This window comes from Paenibacillus sp. FSL R7-269 (genome assembly GCF_000517865.1).
GTDB lineage: Bacteria > Bacillota > Bacilli > Paenibacillales > Paenibacillaceae > Paenibacillus_AQ.
This window is the reverse complement of sequence record NZ_ASPS01000020.1, coordinates 153251-172828: the sequence shown is the minus strand read 5'-3', so window position 1 is coordinate 172828 and position 19578 is coordinate 153251. Positions and strand designations below refer to the sequence as shown.

The window sequence follows — 19578 nt, the reverse complement described above, 5'->3', positions numbered from 1 at the left end:
ACCACGAACAGTGGTATAAATCAAGAAATCTGGGAACAACAGCGGCCGTAAGTCCAATATTCACCGCAGTTGCGCCTACCATCTGTTTTGGAAGCGTCTATATTCAATCTATATAGTGTAATTCTTTATTCATACTCCGTTCATCTTCACTCTCTAAACTGTGATTATACAGATTAGAAGGAGTGGTTATATGTTCTTGGCAATTCGGGAGATGAGGCACTCCAAAGCGCGTTACGGCCTCATTATGGTGATTATGCTGCTGGTATCGTTCCTGGTGCTGTTCGTCACCGGCCTGGCTAGAGGTCTTGCTTATGCCAACATTTCAGCGCTGAAAAATATGCCCGCCAATTACTTTGCCGTGCAGAGCGACGCGGATCATACCTTCAGACGTTCACAGTTAACGGATACGGAGCTTACGGCTGCCCGGGCGGTAGCCGGAGAGGCGAAGGCGACTCCGCTAGGGGTACAGACTAGTACAATAACAGCTGCCGGTACAGATGTTAAGGCGGATATTACGTTTTTTGCCGTAGATATGACGGGGATGCTGGCTCCTGATGTAACGGAAGGTGCCGCATTCACCAATGACGTTCAAGGGAGCGCGGTTGCAGACTCCAAACTTAAACAGTCTGGCGTTACAATTGGCAGTACGATTCGTGATCAGGCTTCCGGCATGAGCTGGACGGTTACCGGATTCGTGAAGGCCAGCTCCTATAGCCATACTCCGGTGGTCTATATCAATCAGCTGGACTGGCAGGCGATGAAGCAAGGAGCGGTTCAGGGAGGCGGTAGCTCAGGCAATGCCAATGCCCCATACAATGTTATCGCGCTGGATGTAACAGCGGCTCAAGCTGCGCAGATTGCAGATCAGCAACAGTCCGTAGAGGTAATTACGCAAAAGCAGGCGATCGCCAGTGTTCCCGGTTACTCCGCCGAACAGAATTCGCTCCTGATGATGATTGTGTTCCTGTTCGTGATTGCTGCAGTAGTTCTTGCTGTATTCTTCTATGTCATTACGATCCAGAAGACCAGCCAATTCGGTATCCTGAAAGCAATGGGGACTAAGATGTCCTATCTGGCCTGGAGTGTAGTCGGTCAAGTGATGCTGCTGTCTGTCGCCAGTCTGGCGCTGGGTATTCTGCTTACGCTTGGGATGAATATGGGCCTGCCCGACACGATGCCGTTTGAGCTGGACGGACAGACGATGGCGATGACCAGTCTGCTGTTCATAGGGATGTCCCTGTTGGGCTCGTTAATTTCGGTAGCAAGAGTAGCCAAGGTAGATGCCTTGGAAGCGATAGGGAGGACTGGAGCATGAGTGCGAAATTAGTGATGAAGCAGGTAACCAAGACTTACGGGGATGGGGACGGGGCGATGACCGTATTGAACCATCTGGACCTTACGGTGAACGAGGGCGAATTCATAGCAGTACTGGGACCATCCGGCTCCGGGAAAAGCACGTTTCTCTCCGCAGCCGGCGCGCTGCTCACGCCTACCAGCGGAGAGATCCTCCTCGACGGCGAGTCGCTGCGTGACAAGGACAAGGGGGCACTGACGGAGCTGAGGCTGAAAAAAATCGGCTTCATGTTCCAAAGTGCGCAGCTGCTGCCGTTCCTGAAGGTAGAAGAGCAATTGCTCTATGTAGCGAAGCTTGCCAAGCTGAGTCAAAAGGAAGCGAAGGTGCGTTCCGCCTATCTGCTGAAGCGTCTGGAGATCTGGGAACGCCGCAACCATTACCCCGAACAGCTGTCCGGGGGCGAGAAGCAGCGGGTGGCGATTGCCCGGGCATGGATGAACAAGCCGGCCATTCTGTTCGCGGATGAACCTACAGCCAGCCTGGATTACAGCCGCGGCCGTGAGGTGGTGCGGATGATCGCCGACGAGGTGCGGAGCGAAGGGAAGGCCGCCGTGATGGTGACTCATGATGAACGGATGCTGGACTGGTGCGACCGGGTGCTGCATCTGGAGGATGGCGTGCTGGTTGAGGCGTAGGGGATGAGATGACCTTGCCCTGTCGTTGAAGAATGTTTGGCCCCCTAAGCCCGATTAGCCTAGCTAATTCACCTTCGCGGTACAATTGTATTCGTTTCCACATTTATTCGGCGCTTCGAAGGCGCGTGAGCCAAATGTAATCGCAAATCCGATTACATTCGGCACTTCGAAGACGTGTGAGCCAAATGTAATCGAAAAACCGACTACATTCGGTCTATATGCCTGCTTGCGAGCACAATGTATACTGTTTTTCACATACGTTCGCCCTTGTAGCTTCGCAGAATGACAAAAACCTGAACCTCAGAAAACGAGGTTCAGGTTTTTGTTGATATCCCAGGTTCACACGCCCGAGTAGGCCATGAACCCGCCGTCTACGGGGATGGTCACCCCGGTCACGAACCCGGACATGCGCTCATCGGCCAGCCAGAGCAAGGTGCCGAGCAGATCCTCCGGTGTGCCGAAGCGGCGCATCGGGGTCTGTGAGATGATTTTGAGCGAACGTTCAGTTAATTCACCCTTCGGGTCCTTCAGCAGCTGTTCATTCTGTGCAGTGACGAAGAAGCCGGGGGCGATGGCATTCACCCGGATGCCGGACTCTGCCAGATGCACCGCAAGCCACTGAGTGAAGTTATTGATGCCTGCCTTGGCCGCGCTGTAAGCCGGAACCTTGGTGAGTGGCGAAGCGGCGCTCATGGAGGATATGTTGATCACTGCAGCTCCGGAGCGTCCGAGCATCTGCTTGGCGAAGATTTGGGTTGGAATTAATGTTCCGGTCAGATTGAGGTCGAGGACCGTGCGGAAGCCGCTCACGGACAGATCGAAGAAGGAGACGACATCGGGATTCTCCAGATCCCCCGGCTCCAAGGTCTCCTTGGTAGTAATCGCCGAAGGTTGATTGCCCCCGGCACCGTTGATCAATAAGTCGCAGGGACCCCAGTGATTAAGGATCTCTTCCGCTGCCTGCCGGACACTCCCGGCATCCATAACATCACAAGCCAAGGCCAAGGACTGGCCGCCCCCCGAAGAGATCTGTGCAGCCAGAGCTGCTCCCTTGGCCTCCGTACGGTTCAGGATGGCGACCTTCATGCCTTGACGGGCCAGCTCCAGCGCCATGGTGCTGCAAAGGGCTCCGGCTCCTCCGGTAATGACAGCGGTCTTGCCTGCCAGCGCAGGCTGTAATGCCAACTCGGTCATAGTGGTCCAACCCCTCTTGGTGAAAGTATGATTAGCGTAAGGTTCTATCAGTCTGCGGGTCTTTGCTTATAGTACTGCGGATATTTCTCCATCAGCATCTCCTGGTCGGCGATCGTCAGGGCCATATGCTCCTGCATAATCTGATCTCCTAGCTGAATATTATGCTGTTCAATGGCTTCATATAGACAATAATGCTGCTGGTAGAGATGCTCCCAGTTGTGATCCGCCGTGAGCTTGAGCATTCGGCTGCGGTTCAGGTGAACCTTGATCTGCTGGATGACCTCCCAGGTATTCTTTTTATTGCAGCCCATAAAGATCACATGATGGAACTCTTCGTCCAGCATGAACATTTCTTTATAGTCCTGGTCCTCGATGCAGAGCTTCTGCTTGTCCAGATTGGCCTTCAGATCAATAAGATTCCTGGCCTGGAAGGTGCTGCACGCTTCCCGGATGACCGCCCGCTCCAGATGCTCGCGCATGAAGCGGGCTTCTTCCACGAGTTCGGAATCAATCAGGGAGACTACCGTTCCCCGCTGGGGATAAACAGCAAGCAAGCCCTCCTGTGCCAGACGGACGAAGGCCTCCCGGACCGGGGTGCGGCTGACGTTGAACTTCAGCGAAATCTCTTTCTCTGAAATCCCGGTTCCGGGCGGCAGTTCCAGCAGCAGAATCTGATTCTTCAGTGAACGATACACGATGTCCCTTGTGGAGAGTGCTTGTGTACCGATAGTGTATTCCATCGTGTAACCCTCCTGCTATAGTTATTGTAAGCACTACCATACTACCATACTTGTATGGTAGTATGGTAGTGCGAATGGGCAGAAGCATTTGCTGTCCGCTTACGGATGGTACCTGTGGCCCACCAATATCATAGACGAGAGGCTGGAGAACAATATGAGTACCTCATCTTTTATTCATGACGACTGGCTGCTGTTAAGTTCAAGTGCACAGAGACTGTATCACGATTATGCCGCCGGAATGCCGATTTACGATTTCCACAGTCATCTGAATCCGCAGGAGATTAGCAGTAACCGCAGGTTCCGCAATATCGCTGATCTCGCCTTATCCGGGGACCATTACAAGTGGCGGGCGCTCCGCTGGCTGGGTGTTGACGAACAGCTAATTACCGGGAATGCACCAGACAAAGATAAGTTCATGATCTGGGCGCGCTCCCTGCCGGAGATGGTGGGCAATCCGCTCTACCACTGGACTCATCTGGAGTTGAAGCGCTACTTCGGGATCGACGAGCTGCTCTCCGGGGAGACTGCGGACAGTGTGTGGGAACGCTGCAATGAGCAGCTCCAGGGAGATGAACTGACTACGCAGGGGATTCTCAAAAAACTTAATGTCGATGTAGTCTGCACAACGGATGATCCCATTGATTCACTGGAGCATCACATTCAGATTAAGAAGGATCATGGGCTTAGAGTGGTGGTCGCTCCAACCTTCAGACCAGACCGGGTACTGAATATCCGTGATGAGGGGTTCACCGGATACGTGGGCCTGCTTAGTGAGGCGAGCGGTCTTGAGATCCACGATTACTCAGGGTTCCTCCAGGCTGTGACGGCGCGGATCGATTATTTCCATAAGCATGGCTGCCGGCTGTCGGATCAGGCCTTCGGCGAGCTGCCGCATGCCCAGTCCACAGAGCATGAAGCGGCCTACATATTCGCCCGGGCCTTCAAAGGGGAAGAGATCAGCCCGCAGGAGGAACAGAAGTTCCAGAGCCATACTCTGATCAAATTAGGCAGACTCTATCACGAGCGGGGCTGGAGCATGCAACTGCATATCGGAGCGCTGCGCAACAACAACGCACGGATGTTCAGTGCCATCGGCAAGGACAGCGGCTTCGATTCGATTCTGGATTTCAATATGGCCCGCAGCCTTAACGCGCTGCTGAATGAGCTGGATGCCAGCGGACAGCTGCCGAAGACCATCGTCTACACGCTGAATCCTTCGCAGTATGAGATGATCGCCACTGCGATCGGCAACTTCCAGGGGGCCGGCATCAAGGGCAAGGTGCAGATGGGTTCCGGCTGGTGGTTCCATGATCAGAAGGAGGGTATGCTGCAGCAGTTGAAGGCACTCTCCAGCATCGGCCTGATCAGTCCTTTTGTCGGGATGCTGACTGACTCCCGAAGCTTCCTCTCCTTCACACGTCATGAATATTTCCGGCGCATTCTCTGCAACCTGTTCGGCACGTGGATGGAAGAGGGGGACCTGCCGCGGGATTATGCCTTGATCGGCCGGACAATTGAGAATATATGCTACAACAATGCGAATGCGTATTTCGGGATCAAGTAGAGCAACATCACTTATAGCTTAATTTTGAAAAGCCAAATGTTTATTGAAGCAGAAAAAAGCAAATTTCCGACACTGAGGAAATTTGCTTTTTTATATTTCAGACAGCTTTAACTACTTAAGTTCTAATGTTCCATAATCAATTTCATCAATTCCTTTCAGAGGACAACCTAAAATTGAATAATCCATATTTTGAAATCCTCGTATCCATGATTTAAGTTTTAAATTATTGATCTCTATACTACCATTAGATTTTATTTTCCCAATTGAATTACATTCATTATTAAGAGCCACAGTACATTTATTTATATTTCCATCAGAACGAATTGAAAGTGAATTTGGTGACGAAGCATAACAGATATATTTTTCAGTTGATGCATTAATACATTTTATGTTTTTGATGTTTGAACTGATTAAATTTATCATTGATTTTTGTTTCTTAATTTCAAGAATATTAAATTCATCACTTGAATTCATTTTAAAAACCGGTTTTATGTATATCTGAAATCTTGGATCATATTTAAAAATATTATCTATGTTGGAAATTAAAATGTTTATGTCTCTAAAGTTTTCATTTGTTAAATGTACTCTCAGAGTTACGTTAACTTCTTCTTTAGAATCTCTAATATTAATTAAATTTGACCAGATTTGTTCAAAGGTCCCCTTACCATTTGCAAGCCTTCTGGTCTGATCGTGAATTACACCAAATCCATCTAAAGATATTTGAAATTGCCTAATATTATGATTAATGAGTTGATTGAATACAAGAGGGGTCAATAAATACCCATTAGTAGTCATCCCAGACTTTACTCTATAATTTTTATGTACTTTCACTAATTCATTTGCATGATTAGTGATGTTTAAAACTGTGTCCAAAGCTAATAAAGGCTCGCCTCCAAACCAGGATAGATGAAGTTCATCTAATTCAACAGCTCTTAAGGTAATTAGCTTTTTTATGCTTTCTCTGATTTCAGTAGACATTTTTTTAAGTAAGAAATCTTCATAACAATACACACATCTAAAATTACATTGTTCCGTTGGAAACAATGTTAATCTCAATATTCGTGATGAAAAGTTTGATAAAATATCGTCAATAACTGATGGATTTTTCATTGTATCCTCCATAATTAAGATAAACCGGCGTTTACCGCCGGCCCCTTATTAACATCCAATATTCACACCACAAACGTAACCTAAATTGTTACTTTCTAATTGAAACTCGTTTTTTCTTTCCATAAGCTTTTTAGCTAATTCTTTATTGTCTACCACTACTCTACCTTGTAGATCAATCGAAACATCTTTCGGATCGATATTCATATTAACTCACCTCACTTTTTTGTGTTTACAATACAAATTAAGGTATTCCCTTAAATAAAATAAAGATAAGCCTTTTAGAGGATGTTCACCAAAAATTCATTTATATGTTTTTAAATTTGTTGTACACATAAAGATTTGGTGGGGGATAGATGAGTGGGCTTATAACCTTTTAAGCAGGAAGGGGGAACACTCAAAACCTTACCTCGTACTGCTCCGGTAAGCAGAAGGGGATACGCCCGTCGACTTCTTGAATACCTTGGAAAAGTGGGCCAGCTCCATGCCGACCTGCTCGGCGATACTTGAGATGCTGAAATCGGTATAGGAGAGCTGTCTCTTAGCCAGCTCCATCCGTTTCAGCTGAACATACTGCATCGGCGGAACACCGATGAATTTCTTGAAGTAGGGAATGAAATAGTTCGGGTGCAAATGGACCCGCTCTGCCAGCTCCTCCACCGTCAGCGGCCGCATTAGCCGTTGATCGATGTAGCCCAGCACATTTGCCAATTTACCCTGGTCGCTTGTATGCGTCAGATCGTCAAGGAAATTGCTGTAGCCTCCCGATTCCAGGCAGAGGGACAGCAGCGTAAGCAGCGCGGCTTGCGTCCGCAGGGTGGCTAGGAAGCCGGTATCCTGGAACCATTCAATCATCTCCGCGAACATCGTCCGGGTCGCCTCCGGGTCAGGCACATCACAGATGTAGAGCTTATTCGCTGAATGAAACAGCGGCCATTCCCCGATCTGTGCATCGAAGTGGCAATAGTAGCGCGTATAAGGATCATCCCGCGAGGTATCCGTCGTCTGGGTAGAGCCGGCGGGCATAATCATCAGCTGTCTGGGTCTGGGGTAATGGTCCACTCCGTTGATAATCACCTTGCCTTCGCCCGAATCAATATAGTAGAGCCGGTTGAAGGCAGGGGTCTCATTCGTCCGGTTCCATCCCGGATATCTGCTGGTTAATTGAGCATGGGTAACGGTAACCGTCAGGTTGTGCAGCAGACGTCCGGTCAAATTTCCATTTCCAATCATATTCATCTCTGAGCGCCTCCATTAAGGACATAAATCTATTATAACGCTTTCATTTATCCATTACATCTTATTTATATACAAATATACCTTAATTACAGTCATGTTCACCACCGTCAAATAGGGTTATCCTCATATCATAAACTGTTTCAGGAAGGGACTGGGAGATGGATAAGGTACGATATGGAATTATTGGTGTAGGCAATATGGGGCGCGCCCATGCCCAGAGTCTGCTGAATGATATTAAGGGGGCTGAGCTTACAGCGGTATGCGACAGCAGCCCTGAGCGGCTGGATTGGGCAGAGGAGCATTTGCCGGATAGCGTGCAGCGCTTTTTGTCGCCGGAGGAGCTGTTCAAATCTGGTGCCATTGATGCTGTATTGATCGCTACCCCCCATTATGATCACCCGCCGCTGGCGATTGAAGCGCTGGGCTACGGGCTGCATGTTCTGATTGAGAAGCCTGCCGGTGTCTATACCAAAGCAGTCAAGGAGATGAATGACGCTGCGGCGAAGTCTGACCGTAAGTTCGGCATTATGTATAACCAGCGGACGAATCCGCTCTATCAGAAGCTGAGAGACTTGATCCAGTCCGGGGAACTGGGGGAGATCCGGCGCACGAACTGGATTATTACCAATTGGTACCGCTCTCAGAGCTACTATGATTCCGGCGGCTGGCGGGCGACCTGGGGCGGAGAAGGCGGCGGCGTGCTGCTGAACCAGGACCCGCACCAGCTTGACCTCTGGCAGTGGACTACAGGGATGATGCCTAAGCGGGTACGCGCTTTTTGCCAGTTCGGGAAGTACCGGAATATTGAGGTTGAGGATGATGTGACTGCTTATGTGGAATATGAGAACGGCGCAACCGGGCTGTTCATCACCACTACAGGGGAGGCGCCGGGGACGAACCGGTTCGAGATTACAGGAGACAACGGCAAAATCGTCATCGAAGACGGCAAGCTCACCTTCTTCCGCCTTCGCACCCCGGAGCCGAAGTTCAATGCGGAATTCACCGGAGGCTTCGGAGCACCGGAGTGCTGGAAATGCGAGATTCCGGTGCCACCTGGAGACGGAGAACAGCACAAGGGCATTATGCGTAACTTCACCAATGCGATTCTGCACGATGAGCCGCTGCTGGCTCCGGGGGAAGAGGGCATTCACGGCCTGACCCTGTCCAATGCCATGTATCTGTCCGCGTGGACCGACAACTGGGTGGACCTGCCGATCGACAGCCAGTTGTTCTATGAGAAGCTGATGGAGCAGGTAGAGAATTCTACTTTTCAGAAAGCACCGGTCAGCCAGAAAGCCCTGGATGTATCGGGAACTCATTAGGAGAACCTTACTCTCTTACACAACTCAAACTTATCTAGGAGTGGATGAATACAATGAACCGTTCAACGATTGCCGCTCAAATGTATACCCTGCGTGAATATACCCAGACGCCGGAGGCCTTGCGGGAGAGCTTGCGGAAGGTAAGCAGTATCGGGTACCAGGCTGTCCAGATCTCCGGAATCGGTCCCATGGACCCCAAGCTGGTGAAGGAATACGCGGATGAATTTAATCTCAAAATATGTGCGACACACGTTCCCTGGGACAGGCTGGTGAATGATCTGGATGCACTCGCCGCCGAACATAAGCTGTGGGACTGCAAATACATCGGTCTTGGCTCACTGCCTGCGGAATATCAGACCAGTCAGGAAGGGTACCGCACCTTCGCCAAGCTGGCTTCCGGCATTGCACGTACACTTAAGGAAGAGCATGGCCTGCAATTTGTGTATCATAATCATGATTTTGAATTCGAACGTTTTGACGGTCTGACCGGGATGGATGTGCTGCTGCAGGACAGTGATCCGGAGGTCTTCGGCTTCGAGCTGGATCTGTACTGGGTGCAGGCCGGGGGCGGAGATCCTGTAGAGTGGATTCTTAAGGTGGAAGGCAGAATGCAGGCCGTGCATTTCAAGGATATGACTATACTGAACCGCAAAGCTGTATTCGCCGAGATCGGCGAAGGCAATATGAACTATGGAGCGATTATTGAGGCCTGCCGCAAGACGGGTGTGGAGTGGCATATCGTGGAGCAGGATGTGTGCCAGCGTGATCCGTTCGAGAGCCTGGAGATTAGTCTCCGGCATCTGCATTCCAGATTGGAGGTGCAAGCATGAGCCGCAAGGATGGAATGATGTATGCCCCGGTACATGAGGCGAAGCCAGTGGTGGGACCGGGTGAATTCGTAATCGCTGCGTTGGCGCTGGATCATGGGCATATCTACGGGATGTGCAACGGACTAGTAGAAGCGGGAGCCGAGCTGAAGTGGGTATACGATCCTGACCCCGAGAAGGTAAAAGCGTTCCTGAACAAGTATCCCGGCGTCAGAGCCGCACGCTCTGCTGAAGAGATTCTTGAAGATTCTAAGGTCCGGCTCGTAGCAGCGGCCGCCGTTCCTTCGGAGCGTGGTCCGCTCGGTCTGCGGGTGATGGCACACGGGAAGGATTATTTCACGGACAAATCTCCGTTTACTTCTCTGGACCAACTCGCAGCAGCACGCCTTCAGGTGGAGAAGACGGGCCGGAAATACATGACATACTACAGTGAGAGACTGCATGTAGAGAGCGCTGTCTATGCCGGTCAGCTGGTGCAGCAGGGGGCGATTGGCCGTGTGCTTCAGGTCATGGGGCTGGGGCCGCACCGGTTAAATGCACCAAGCCGGCCGGAATGGTTCTTCCAGCGTGATAAATACGGCGGCATTCTCTGTGACATCGGCAGCCATCAGATTGAACAGTTCCTCTTCTACGCGGGCTGCCGCGATGCCAAGGTGCTGCACAGCAAGGTCGCCAACTACAACAACCCGGCTTACCCGGAGCTGGAGGATTACGGGGATGCTACGCTGGTTGGGGATAACGGGGCTACGCAGTATTTTCGCGTGGACTGGTTCACTCCGGCAGGGCTCGGGACCTGGGGCGACGGACGGACGATTATTCTCGGCACGGAAGGTTATATCGAACTGCGCAAATACAGCGATATCGGCCGCTCCAGCACACCGGACCATGTCTTCTGGGTGGACGGTGAGGGAGAGCATTATGAGCATGTAGCCAGGAAGGTTGGCTTCCCGTTCTTCGGGGAGCTGATTCTGGACTGCCTGGAACGGACGGAGAAGGCGATGACCCAGGAGCATGCGTTCAAGGCGGCTGAGCTGTGTCTGGAAGCGCAGCGGCAAGCGGTGAATCTGACCCCGGATACGCTTAAATAGGTGCAGGACAGCTAGCAGAAGATCGGAAGGTGGTTAAGATGAATACTAATGGAGCAGCGATTATCGGCTGCGGGGCGATTGCCCCGCTGCATGCCAGAGCCATTGCTTCCATCGACAATGCGCGGCTGGTAGCCGTGGTGGACAGTGACCCTGTTCAGGCAACACAGTCTGCTCAGGATTACGAATGTGAAGGCCTGACAGATTACAGGGAGCTGCTGGAGCGTCCAGATATCGGCATCGTTCATCTCTGCACGCCGCATCATCTGCATGCCGGAATGGCAGTGGAGCTGCTGAAGGCCGGCAAGCATGTGTTAACCGAGAAACCGATGGCACTGGATGTGCCTTCGGCCCGCATGATGCAGGAGGCGGCAGAGGATGCTGCGGGACAACTGGGTGTAGTGTTCCAGAACCGCTATAATGAACCTTCGGTGCGGATCAGACAAGTGATTGATTCCGGCAGCCTGGGCAATCTCCTCTGCATGAAGGGCCTGGTGACTTGGACCCGGAGTGAGGAGTACTACACGAATAGTCCCTGGAGAGGCCGCTGGGCGACGGAAGGCGGCGGGGTATTGATCAACCAGGCTATCCATACCCTGGATCTGCTGCAATGGTTCGGCGGTGACATTGATTCCGTGAAAGGCAGTGTCAGCACTGATGTGCTGAACGATGTCATTGAGGTCGAGGACAGCGCACATGCGTGTATCGATTTCAAGAACAAGGCGCGCGGACTCTTCTACGGAACCAATGCGTATCAGGCCAATTCACCGGTGGAGCTGGAGCTGGTCTTTGAGCAAGGGACTCTGCAGCAGCGCCGGGACAACCTGTATCTGTGGAATGATGGGAAGGAGACGCTGCTCTGTGAGCCGCAGAGCATCAGCAGTGGAGGGAAATCCTACTGGGGCAGCGGACATTCCCGGTTAATTCATGACTTCTACGCCCATATCCGTGAAGGCCGCAGGTTCTGGATTGACGGTGCTGAAGGCATCAAAGCGCTCACACTGATTGCAGAGATCTATAAGTCCTCGGAGGGCCGGAATCTGGTCCCTCAGGTCTAGTATTCGTCAACCGGCTGATGCCAGAATATAGGCTGTCTCTTATGCATAGTCTTGCTTAAGGGATAGCCTTATTTAAAAATAGAATTTATATGATGCACACGATAACTTACCCTTCTATTTCTCGCTGAAACGGTACCGTCCTTTAAAAGGACGGCAAAGCCGCTTCCACTTGTGTTAGCCGCTACAGCTTAATCGCAAGCCAGCAAGCTTCAATGGTCTGCTGAATCTGCTGCTCGTTAAGCGGGTATTTTCCGCCTAAGTAGCCCTTGATCACGGCAATCAAAATTCCGTTGACCAGCTGATAACACAGGCAAACATTCATTTCCCGGATGATGCCCTGCCGCTGGCCTTCTTCAATGATGGAGAAAATCTCTAAGGTGGAGGGGGCGGGTGTGTTCCGTATATCCTCGGAAATATAGGGCGAAGTGCAATAGTTCTCTGTGAAGTCAACCTCATTGGGGTAGTGAAGCGAATAGTTGGCTGTATTCTTCAGATGGCTTTTCATACGCTCATAGATTGTTAACCCGGGATCATAGCCGTTCATGACGAATTCATTTTTATGTATGCGGACTTTATGGTATAGCTCATTGACCAGTTGCTCTTTGTTCTCAAAATAATGGTAGAATGTACTGGAGCCGACATTGGCCCTCTTGAATATTTTGGAAAAAGCAACAGACTGTAAGCCTTCTTCAGTAATTAAAACAAGGGTTGCCTGAAGAATATCATCGCGTTTACCCATCATTACACCTCGCTAGCGGAATAATCATTCTATGAAATAGAACAACCCCTGCAAGGAATTGTCAATTAACAGAATATGCATTCTACTCTCAAGTATCAAAAAGATAGATTTTGTGGTGAAACTGACAATAGGGAAGCTATATTTTAGTCATTACTCTGCAAAAAGGAATTTCCATTCCGAACATACTTGAAGTTTAATTATCCTATTTCTGAACTATTAATAGAATAAAAATTCTATTTCTTGAGTGTATCTAAGGGCAATCAGTTCTAGCGATCAAATTGACTTTCAAATCATTAGGCTTTATCTTCAGTACAGGGTGTAACAAGAGTCAGCAGATGAGAGACAGGGAGTGGGAGATTGGCTATGGAACAGGCAATGTTTGCCGGAGGCTGCTTCTGGTGTATGGTTACACCGTTCGAAGAGCTGCCCGGTATTCACGGAATTGTATCAGGTTACGCCGGAGGATCGGTAGAGAACCCTACTTATGAGCAGGTGAAGACCGGTACAACCGGTCACTACGAGGTGGTTCAGATCACTTATGACCCTGAGTTATTCCCATATGAGCGGCTGCTGGAGCTGTTCTGGCCGCAGATTGACCCGACGGATGACGGCGGACAATTTCAGGACCGGGGAACACAGTACCGCACGGCGGTATTCTATTATACGGAAGAGCAGCGGCTGGCTGCACTGTCTTCCCGGGAGCGGGTGGCGGTTAGCGGCAGATTCGAGCTTCCGGTGGTGACGGAGATTCTGCCTGCGCCGGTGTTTTATCCGGCAGAAGACTATCATCAGGACTATCACAAGAAGAATCCGAAGCATTATAAGGAGGACCGTGAGCAGTCGGGGCGGGATACCTTTATTTCGCAGCATTGGGAATAGCGAATACGTGATAGATGTGTAAAAAAGCCTTTAATGACCAGACATCTGGGGATTAAGGGCTTTTTGCTATTTTTGCAGCACCAAACCAAAATATGGGAACTGAAATCCGAAATTCTGTGCCTACTAAATAGCTATCAGAGCTACTATAATCATATTTGTAAACGGATACAGAAATACCAATATCATTCAGGAGGAATCTGAGAATGTCCAAAAAATGGCAAATGACGATGCTTGCGTTCGTGCTTCTGCTCTCTTGCCTGCCTTTGTTCAACTCCAAAGCAGCCGCGGCAGACTACACCCAAGGGGTAGAGCTGTCGGGAACCTCGGCTACCATCTGGTTCAAATCCACAGTAAATACCAGTTGGGTGGACGTCCATTACAAGGTGAATGCCGGGACGCAAAGCAATTTCCGATCAACGTATAACAACAGCAAAGCGCGTTATGAGCAAGTGGTTACAGGAATCACCAGCGGCACAGCACTCTCTTACTTCTTCACCTACAACAACGGAACTCCGGCTTATGACACCGGCTGGTTCAACTACACGGCAGGAACTGCACCGACAACCGGGCCGACAACTCCGCCATCCGGCTCCTCCGGTTCCATCTATTCCATCGCTGCCTCTTCGATCCCGACACCGCCCTCAGGCTCTGTCTCCGTCAAGGTCATGAACGGAACGGGCGGCGCTTATCCAGACAGCCAGATCTACTGGGGTGTACTCGGCATTAATCCGGCCAATGGCAAGTGGAGTTATCTGGATCTCAGCGGCAATATCGTTCCGATCTCGAATGCGCTGAATGATGCTTCCGGCCACTTGACCAAGAGCGGCGTGAATTATGCCAATATTTATCACACGATTAATCAGGCTTCCTGGGTAACGCTGCCCAAAATCACCTCCGGCCGCATGTTCCTTAGTGTAGGCACGCCGCTGTACATCAAGACCTATGACGACGGCTTCGCTGGACCGGATATTGATAATCCGACCGATCCTAACCGAAATCTCTATTTCGACTTTGTTGAATTCACAGTGGATGCTACAGGCTATCATGGCAATACCACCCGTGTAGATGGCTTCGGCTTCCCGATCCAGCACCGGCTGGTGGGCTTGTCCGGCGGTTATGACAAGACGGTAGGCGAGCTTGAATCGGAGACACGGGCTGGAATTTTTACCAAATACCAGAATGAAGTTCCCGCTGCCTTCAAATCACTGGCAACCGATCAGGCACCTTACCGGATTATTGCTCCAGTCCATGGATCATTCAAAGCCGGTGGAGCCAATGCCAATTACTTCGCAGGGTATTCCAGCTATAGCACACAGGATATTCTGCGCAATGACGGTTCGCTAATCGATGCCGCCACTTCCGCTGCGATCAACCGCCATGTCTACACCACCAGTAACTGGAATAACGTAGCGAATTATTACAATGCGGCTCCCGCCAACTTTTATGCGAAATTCTGGCATGACCACAGCATCAGCGGACTGGCTTACGGCTTCCCGTATGACGATGTGAACGGCCAGGCGGCCTATCTGGAAGTCGGTGACCCTAAGGGACTGATTATCCGAGTGGCTTGGTAAGCATGGAGCCGATAGCTTCCAGCAGCACAGCTTCCTCAATCATCAGCAAATGAGGGATATCGTGTAGAGAGCCGGTCCTGAACATAAGCAGGCTGCCGACTCTCTCACACGATTGAATCTGGGAATACAGGGAAGGATCATCATCCAGTGAAGGGAAAACTACACTCGCAGGCACGGGCTCATATCCGGCAAAGGACCATTCACTGATCCGTTCCATCGTTCCAGGATCAAACAGAAAGAAGCGTTCATTCGTATTTTGTGAGATGGCTTGACCGTTCTGAAGATAGAGCATGCCATACCCCGGATAATGGTCTTCTTCCTCATACTCGTCTTCGTATTCCCCATCGTGCGGACCCTGTTCCTGTTGCAGCTCCAAGGCTGGATAGGAGAAACAGGCATACACCTGCACATCATTCTCCAAGGTGAACAGCTGACTGCCGTCAGGATGCCAAGCGGGTGAGAGATAACAGCCCTGCGGGAACATCTCCCTGCTATGTAACCCGCCCTGCTGAATAGATAATTCATACACGGATATACCGTTCTGACCTGCCGCAAGCTCCAGTGTTACAGCATCCGACCCGGGGATATCCATCAGCCGCAGCGCACTGTCACCGAACGGATCTTCCAAATCTAGTGAATGTGCCAACGTTCCGTCCCCGCTATGAAACACTGAAATCCGCAGATGTTCTTCGTCCAGCTTGGCTACAGACCAGAGTAGACTTCCATCACGTGAAAAAAGAACACATACATACGCCCCGGCTTTGCTCCACAGCAAGCGGCCCGTAAAGTCTCCTGCGCCCATTGCCGCATCCTCCATAATGAAAGCCGCCAGTGCAAGCTCTGGATGGAACGAAAGGGAGTCCAAGTTAAGCGGTTGCATGCTATAGAGCTGTCCGGCTTCACTAGGCGTTAAATCCGCATCCAGGCGGTACACTCTGCCTTCCTTGTCATATACAACAACTTCAGGTCCGGCATTGTTCCTAGCGGCGAAGTGATAGTCGCCTATGAGTATTGTGGCGGGATTAAGCAGTATCATCTTATTCCTCCTGCTCCTCGAATGCCCTGAATTATAGCATCCTGAGGATGGAAAATAAACAGAAAGAAAGGTATGATAGATAGCAATTGCACACGAAGGGAGCATCCGGGAGAGATGAAGGACAGCTTGAAGCACATCTTATTTGATCTGGACGGCACATTGACTGACCCCAAGGAAGGCATTACCAAAAGCGTAGAGTATGCGCTTAACCAATTCAGCATCGAGGTGGAGCATCCTGACTTGCTGATTCCATACATAGGTCCGCCGCTATATGATTCTTTTATCGAAATTCAGGGCTTCACGGCGGAGGCAGCGGCACAGGCGGTGGAGTTCTACCGGGAGCGTTACCGGACCCTGGGGATGTTCGAGAATCATGTAATTGCAGGCATACCTGAGCTGCTGGAGAACTTGAGAGCCAAGGGATTCGAGCTGTATGTGGCGACCTCTAAGCCGATTGTATTCGCTGAGCAGATTCTCCGGCATTATGAGCTCGACGGGTTCTTCAAGTATGCGGCAGGCAGCAATCTGGACGGGACACGTTCGAAGAAGCGCGAGGTCATTCAACACGTGCTGGACGAGAATAATCTTCTTGCTTCGCAGTCGCTAATGATCGGGGACCGGGAGCATGACATTATCGGGGCCAAAGCCTGCCGCGTAGCCTCAGTGGGCGTGTTATTCGGCTATGGTTCCGAGGAGGAATTATCGGCGGCCGGAGCGGATTATATTGCGCATACGGTGGAAGAAGTGGGAGATATTATTCAGCGTTTGCAGACGAATGAGCTTGGTGAGTAAGGCCCACGAGCTAAAGGATTAGGGGAGTAAAAGTTTAAGAATTAAGCGGTCAAACGGAAAGCGGTTTTTAAGTTTTTTTCTGCGCGGTATTGACTTCTGGCTAAGAGCGTGCGTATTATGTAACCAGCAACACCATAACTAAGGCAATGACCAGAGACATGATATCCCGTGAGGACTGACCAGAGAGAGAAGTGCAAGGTGAGAGCTTCTTACAGAGACCAGCCGGATGTTACCCCTCTATAGCCGTGACACTGAACCCTCCTGCTGTTAGCGAGGCTGTAAATGTCGCCGCCCCATCCCCGTTAACGGATGCCATGAGGATTGTACTGATCACCTTTCCGCCGAACAGCCGGAGGTGAAGTGACGTATAATCGAATTAGGGTGGAACCACGAGCTTAAGACGCACTCGTCCCTTTCCGGGATGAGATGCGTTTTTTTTGTGTTCACATATACGAATATAACTGAAGAAATGGAGGCCAAAATCATGGAGATTCAAGTGCAGCTGCCGGATGGAGCAAATAGGAGGTATTCGCGTAACACCACAATTGCGCAGATTGCGGATTCGATTAGCGTAAGTCTGAGGAAGAATGCAGTAGCCGGCACAATCGATGGCAGACTCGTTGACCTTGATTGTCCGGTTGAAAGGGACAGCCTCGTGGAGATCGTTCTAGCAGACAGCAGCGACGGGCTGATGATTCACAGACACAGTACAGCCCATGTGATGGCCCAAGCGATCAAACGGATCTATGGAGAACGGAACGTGAAGCTGGGAATTGGTCCGGTAATTGAGGACGGCTTCTATTACGATATAGATATTGAACAGCCCCTGTCCATCGAGGATCTTGCTGCGATTGAGCGGGAGATGGGAAAAATCATCAAGGAGAACCTGCCGATCCGGCGGCGGGTGGTCAGCCGGGAGGAAGCGGTGCAGTACTTTGAACAGCTGGAAGAGCCGCTGAAGCTGGAGCTGATCCGGGATCTGCCGGAGGACGCAGTCCTCAGCCTGTATGAGCAAGGAGAATTCACGGACCTGTGCCGGGGGCCGCATCTGCCCTCCACTGGCCGGATTAAGGCGTTCAAGCTGCTTAGTGTAGCGGGTGCTTACTGGCGCGGGGATGCTGACAATCAGGTGCTTCAGCGGATATACGGCACAGCCTTCCTGAGCACAGCCCTACTTGAGGAACATCTGCATCTGCTGGAGGAAGCGAAGAAACGGGATCACCGCAAGCTGGGCAAGGAGCTAGGCTTGTTCATGTTCTCCGAGGAAGCGCCGGGCATGCCGTTCTACCTGGCCAAAGGGATGCTGATCCGCACAGCACTGGAGGATTTCTCCCGCAAGCTGCAGCGTGCCGACGGGTACGAAGAGGTCCGCTCGCCGCTGATGATGAACCGCCGTCTGTGGGAGCAATCCGGACATTGGGATCATTACAAGGATGAGATGTATTTTACAAAGGTGGATGAGACAGATTTTGCGCTGAAGCCGATGAACTGTCCCGGACACATGCTGATCTACAAGAACAGCCTCCGCTCCTACCGGGATCTGCCGATCCGCATTGCGGAATACGGCCAGGTTCACCGCCATGAATCTTCCGGCGCGCTGAACGGGATGATGCGGGTCCGTACTTTTTGCCAGGATGATGCCCACTTGTTCGTACTGCCGGAGCAGATAGAATCTGAGATATCGCGGGTGCTGGAGTTGATTGATCAGTTCTATTCCATCTTCGGATTCGAGTACAAGGTTGAGCTGTCTACACGCCCGGAGGATTATATGGGTTCCGAGGAGCTCTGGGATCAGGCAGAAGAGTCACTTGCGCGGGTGCTGAAGAAGAACGGAATCGAATACCGGGTGAATGCGGGGGATGGCGCTTTTTACGGACCGAAGATCGATTTCCATGTCCTCGATGCCCTGAAGCGGAGCTGGCAATGCGGTACCATTCAACTGGATTTCCAGATGCCCGAGAAGTTCGACCTGACTTACATTGGCGAAGATAACAACAAGCATCGTCCGGTTGTCATCCATCGTGCGGTGTTCGGCTCCATTGACCGGTTCATGGGTATTCTTACAGAGCACTATAGCGGAGCGTTCCCGCTGTGGCTGTCTCCGGTGCAGGTCAAGCTGCTGCCAGTCTCTGTGGTTCATGACGAGTATGCCGAGCAGGTCAGAAGACAGCTTGCTACAGCCGGACTGCGGGTGGAGGTAGATTCCCGGAATGAGAAGCTGGGCTACAGAATCCGTGAAGCTCAGCTGGAGAAAATCCCTTATATGCTTGTGCTGGGAGATCAGGAGCAGAATGACGGCACAATCTCGGTAAGAAGCCGTGCGGAGAACAAATTATTCACACTGAGCGCCCAGGAGTTCATTCAGCAACTGACAGCTAAGATTGACGGTTGGGAATAAATCGCTTCATATATAATAGGTGAAAAGCTATAGGG

At 50.9% G+C, this 19578-nt stretch carries 18 protein-coding genes; 11 read left to right on the top strand and 7 right to left on the bottom strand.

Annotation, left to right across the window (positions count from 1 at the left end; genetic code table 11):
* The first annotated feature begins 190 nt into the window (after window positions 1–190).
* On the top strand, window positions 191–1315 hold the full coding sequence (locus C162_RS10125) for an ABC transporter permease (protein ID WP_036694037.1): 1125 nt from the start codon (window positions 191–193) through the stop codon (window positions 1313–1315).
* Complete coding sequence (locus tag C162_RS10120) at window positions 1312–1989, top strand: ABC transporter ATP-binding protein (RefSeq protein ID WP_036694035.1); 678 nt, start codon at window positions 1312–1314, stop codon at window positions 1987–1989. The genes C162_RS10125 and C162_RS10120 overlap by 4 nt, the downstream gene beginning before the upstream one ends.
* A 339-nt stretch (window positions 1990–2328) precedes the next feature.
* On the opposite strand, the gene C162_RS10115 is transcribed toward C162_RS10120, so the two are convergent.
* Window positions 2329–3183 (bottom strand): SDR family oxidoreductase, encoded by an 855-nt coding sequence (locus C162_RS10115; RefSeq protein WP_036694032.1) that lies wholly within the window; start codon window positions 3181–3183, stop codon window positions 2329–2331.
* Between the two features lie 47 nt (window positions 3184–3230).
* The gene (locus C162_RS10110) at window positions 3231–3923 is read right to left on the bottom strand and encodes a GntR family transcriptional regulator (RefSeq protein WP_036694030.1); all 693 of its coding nucleotides are present in this window, start codon (window positions 3921–3923) and stop codon (window positions 3231–3233) included.
* Between the two features lie 154 nt (window positions 3924–4077).
* On the opposite strand from C162_RS10110, the gene uxaC reads away from it, so the two are divergent.
* On the top strand, window positions 4078–5487 hold the full coding sequence (uxaC, locus tag C162_RS10105) for a glucuronate isomerase (RefSeq protein WP_036694028.1): 1410 nt from the start codon (window positions 4078–4080) through the stop codon (window positions 5485–5487).
* 111 nt (window positions 5488–5598) lie between these two features.
* On the opposite strand, the gene C162_RS10100 is transcribed toward uxaC, so the two are convergent.
* From C162_RS10100 to C162_RS10095, 3 genes are all read right to left on the bottom strand, one after another.
* A complete protein-coding gene (locus C162_RS10100) occupies window positions 5599–6597 on the bottom strand; it encodes a radical SAM protein (RefSeq protein ID WP_051493365.1) in 999 nt (332 codons plus the stop codon).
* Between the two features lie 48 nt (window positions 6598–6645).
* Complete coding sequence (locus tag C162_RS35935; protein ID WP_156949598.1) at window positions 6646–6801, bottom strand: hypothetical protein; 156 nt, start codon at window positions 6799–6801, stop codon at window positions 6646–6648.
* Between the two features lie 198 nt (window positions 6802–6999).
* Window positions 7000–7833 carry a helix-turn-helix domain-containing protein gene (locus tag C162_RS10095; protein ID WP_327196377.1) on the bottom strand — a complete coding sequence of 278 codons (834 nt, stop codon included), beginning with the start codon at window positions 7831–7833 and terminating at the stop codon, window positions 7000–7002.
* 158 nt (window positions 7834–7991) lie between these two features.
* Here C162_RS10095 and C162_RS10090 point away from each other — a divergent pair, with 158 nt between their 5' ends.
* From C162_RS10090 to C162_RS10075, 4 genes are read left to right on the top strand one after another with little or no spacing between them, the layout of a single operon-like run.
* Window positions 7992–9155 carry a Gfo/Idh/MocA family protein gene (locus tag C162_RS10090; RefSeq protein ID WP_036694026.1) on the top strand — a complete coding sequence of 388 codons (1164 nt, stop codon included), beginning with the start codon at window positions 7992–7994 and terminating at the stop codon, window positions 9153–9155.
* Between the two features lie 53 nt (window positions 9156–9208).
* The gene (locus tag C162_RS10085) at window positions 9209–9985 is read left to right on the top strand and encodes a sugar phosphate isomerase/epimerase family protein (protein WP_036694024.1); all 777 of its coding nucleotides are present in this window, start codon (window positions 9209–9211) and stop codon (window positions 9983–9985) included.
* Window positions 9982–11070 carry a Gfo/Idh/MocA family protein gene (locus C162_RS10080; RefSeq protein ID WP_036694022.1) on the top strand — a complete coding sequence of 363 codons (1089 nt, stop codon included), beginning with the start codon at window positions 9982–9984 and terminating at the stop codon, window positions 11068–11070. Before C162_RS10085 ends, C162_RS10080 begins: the two co-directional genes overlap by 4 nt.
* 38 nt (window positions 11071–11108) lie before the next feature.
* Entirely contained in the window at window positions 11109–12125 is a 1017-nt protein-coding gene (locus C162_RS10075; protein ID WP_036694020.1) for a Gfo/Idh/MocA family protein, read from the top strand.
* Between the two features lie 181 nt (window positions 12126–12306).
* On the opposite strand, the gene C162_RS10070 is transcribed toward C162_RS10075, so the two are convergent.
* Window positions 12307–12867: a TetR/AcrR family transcriptional regulator gene (locus tag C162_RS10070; RefSeq protein WP_235218396.1), complete on the bottom strand. Its 561-nt coding sequence runs from the start codon at window positions 12865–12867 to the stop codon at window positions 12307–12309.
* Between the two features lie 360 nt (window positions 12868–13227).
* Between C162_RS10070 and msrA the strand changes: the two genes are divergently transcribed.
* Together msrA and C162_RS10060 are read left to right on the top strand one after the other, a co-directional pair.
* A complete protein-coding gene (gene msrA / locus C162_RS10065) occupies window positions 13228–13743 on the top strand; it encodes a peptide-methionine (S)-S-oxide reductase MsrA (protein WP_036694016.1) in 516 nt (171 codons plus the stop codon).
* A 203-nt stretch (window positions 13744–13946) separates the two neighbouring features.
* Window positions 13947–15317 carry a glycoside hydrolase family 64 protein gene (locus C162_RS10060; RefSeq protein ID WP_036694014.1) on the top strand — a complete coding sequence of 457 codons (1371 nt, stop codon included), beginning with the start codon at window positions 13947–13949 and terminating at the stop codon, window positions 15315–15317.
* On the opposite strand, the gene C162_RS10055 is transcribed toward C162_RS10060, so the two are convergent.
* Window positions 15298–16353 carry a hypothetical protein gene (locus tag C162_RS10055; RefSeq protein WP_036694012.1) on the bottom strand — a complete coding sequence of 352 codons (1056 nt, stop codon included), beginning with the start codon at window positions 16351–16353 and terminating at the stop codon, window positions 15298–15300. The two genes, C162_RS10060 and C162_RS10055, sit on opposite strands and share 20 nt — an antisense overlap.
* A gap of 114 nt (window positions 16354–16467) precedes the next feature.
* Between C162_RS10055 and C162_RS10050 the strand changes: the two genes are divergently transcribed.
* Together C162_RS10050 and thrS are read left to right on the top strand one after the other, a co-directional pair.
* Window positions 16468–17145, top strand: a complete 678-nt coding sequence (locus C162_RS10050) for an HAD family hydrolase (RefSeq protein ID WP_036694010.1) — start codon at window positions 16468–16470, stop codon at window positions 17143–17145.
* Between the two features lie 484 nt (window positions 17146–17629).
* On the top strand, window positions 17630–19543 hold the full coding sequence (thrS, locus tag C162_RS10045; RefSeq protein WP_036694007.1) for a threonine--tRNA ligase: 1914 nt from the start codon (window positions 17630–17632) through the stop codon (window positions 19541–19543).
* Window positions 19544–19578: the final 35 nt, after the last annotated feature.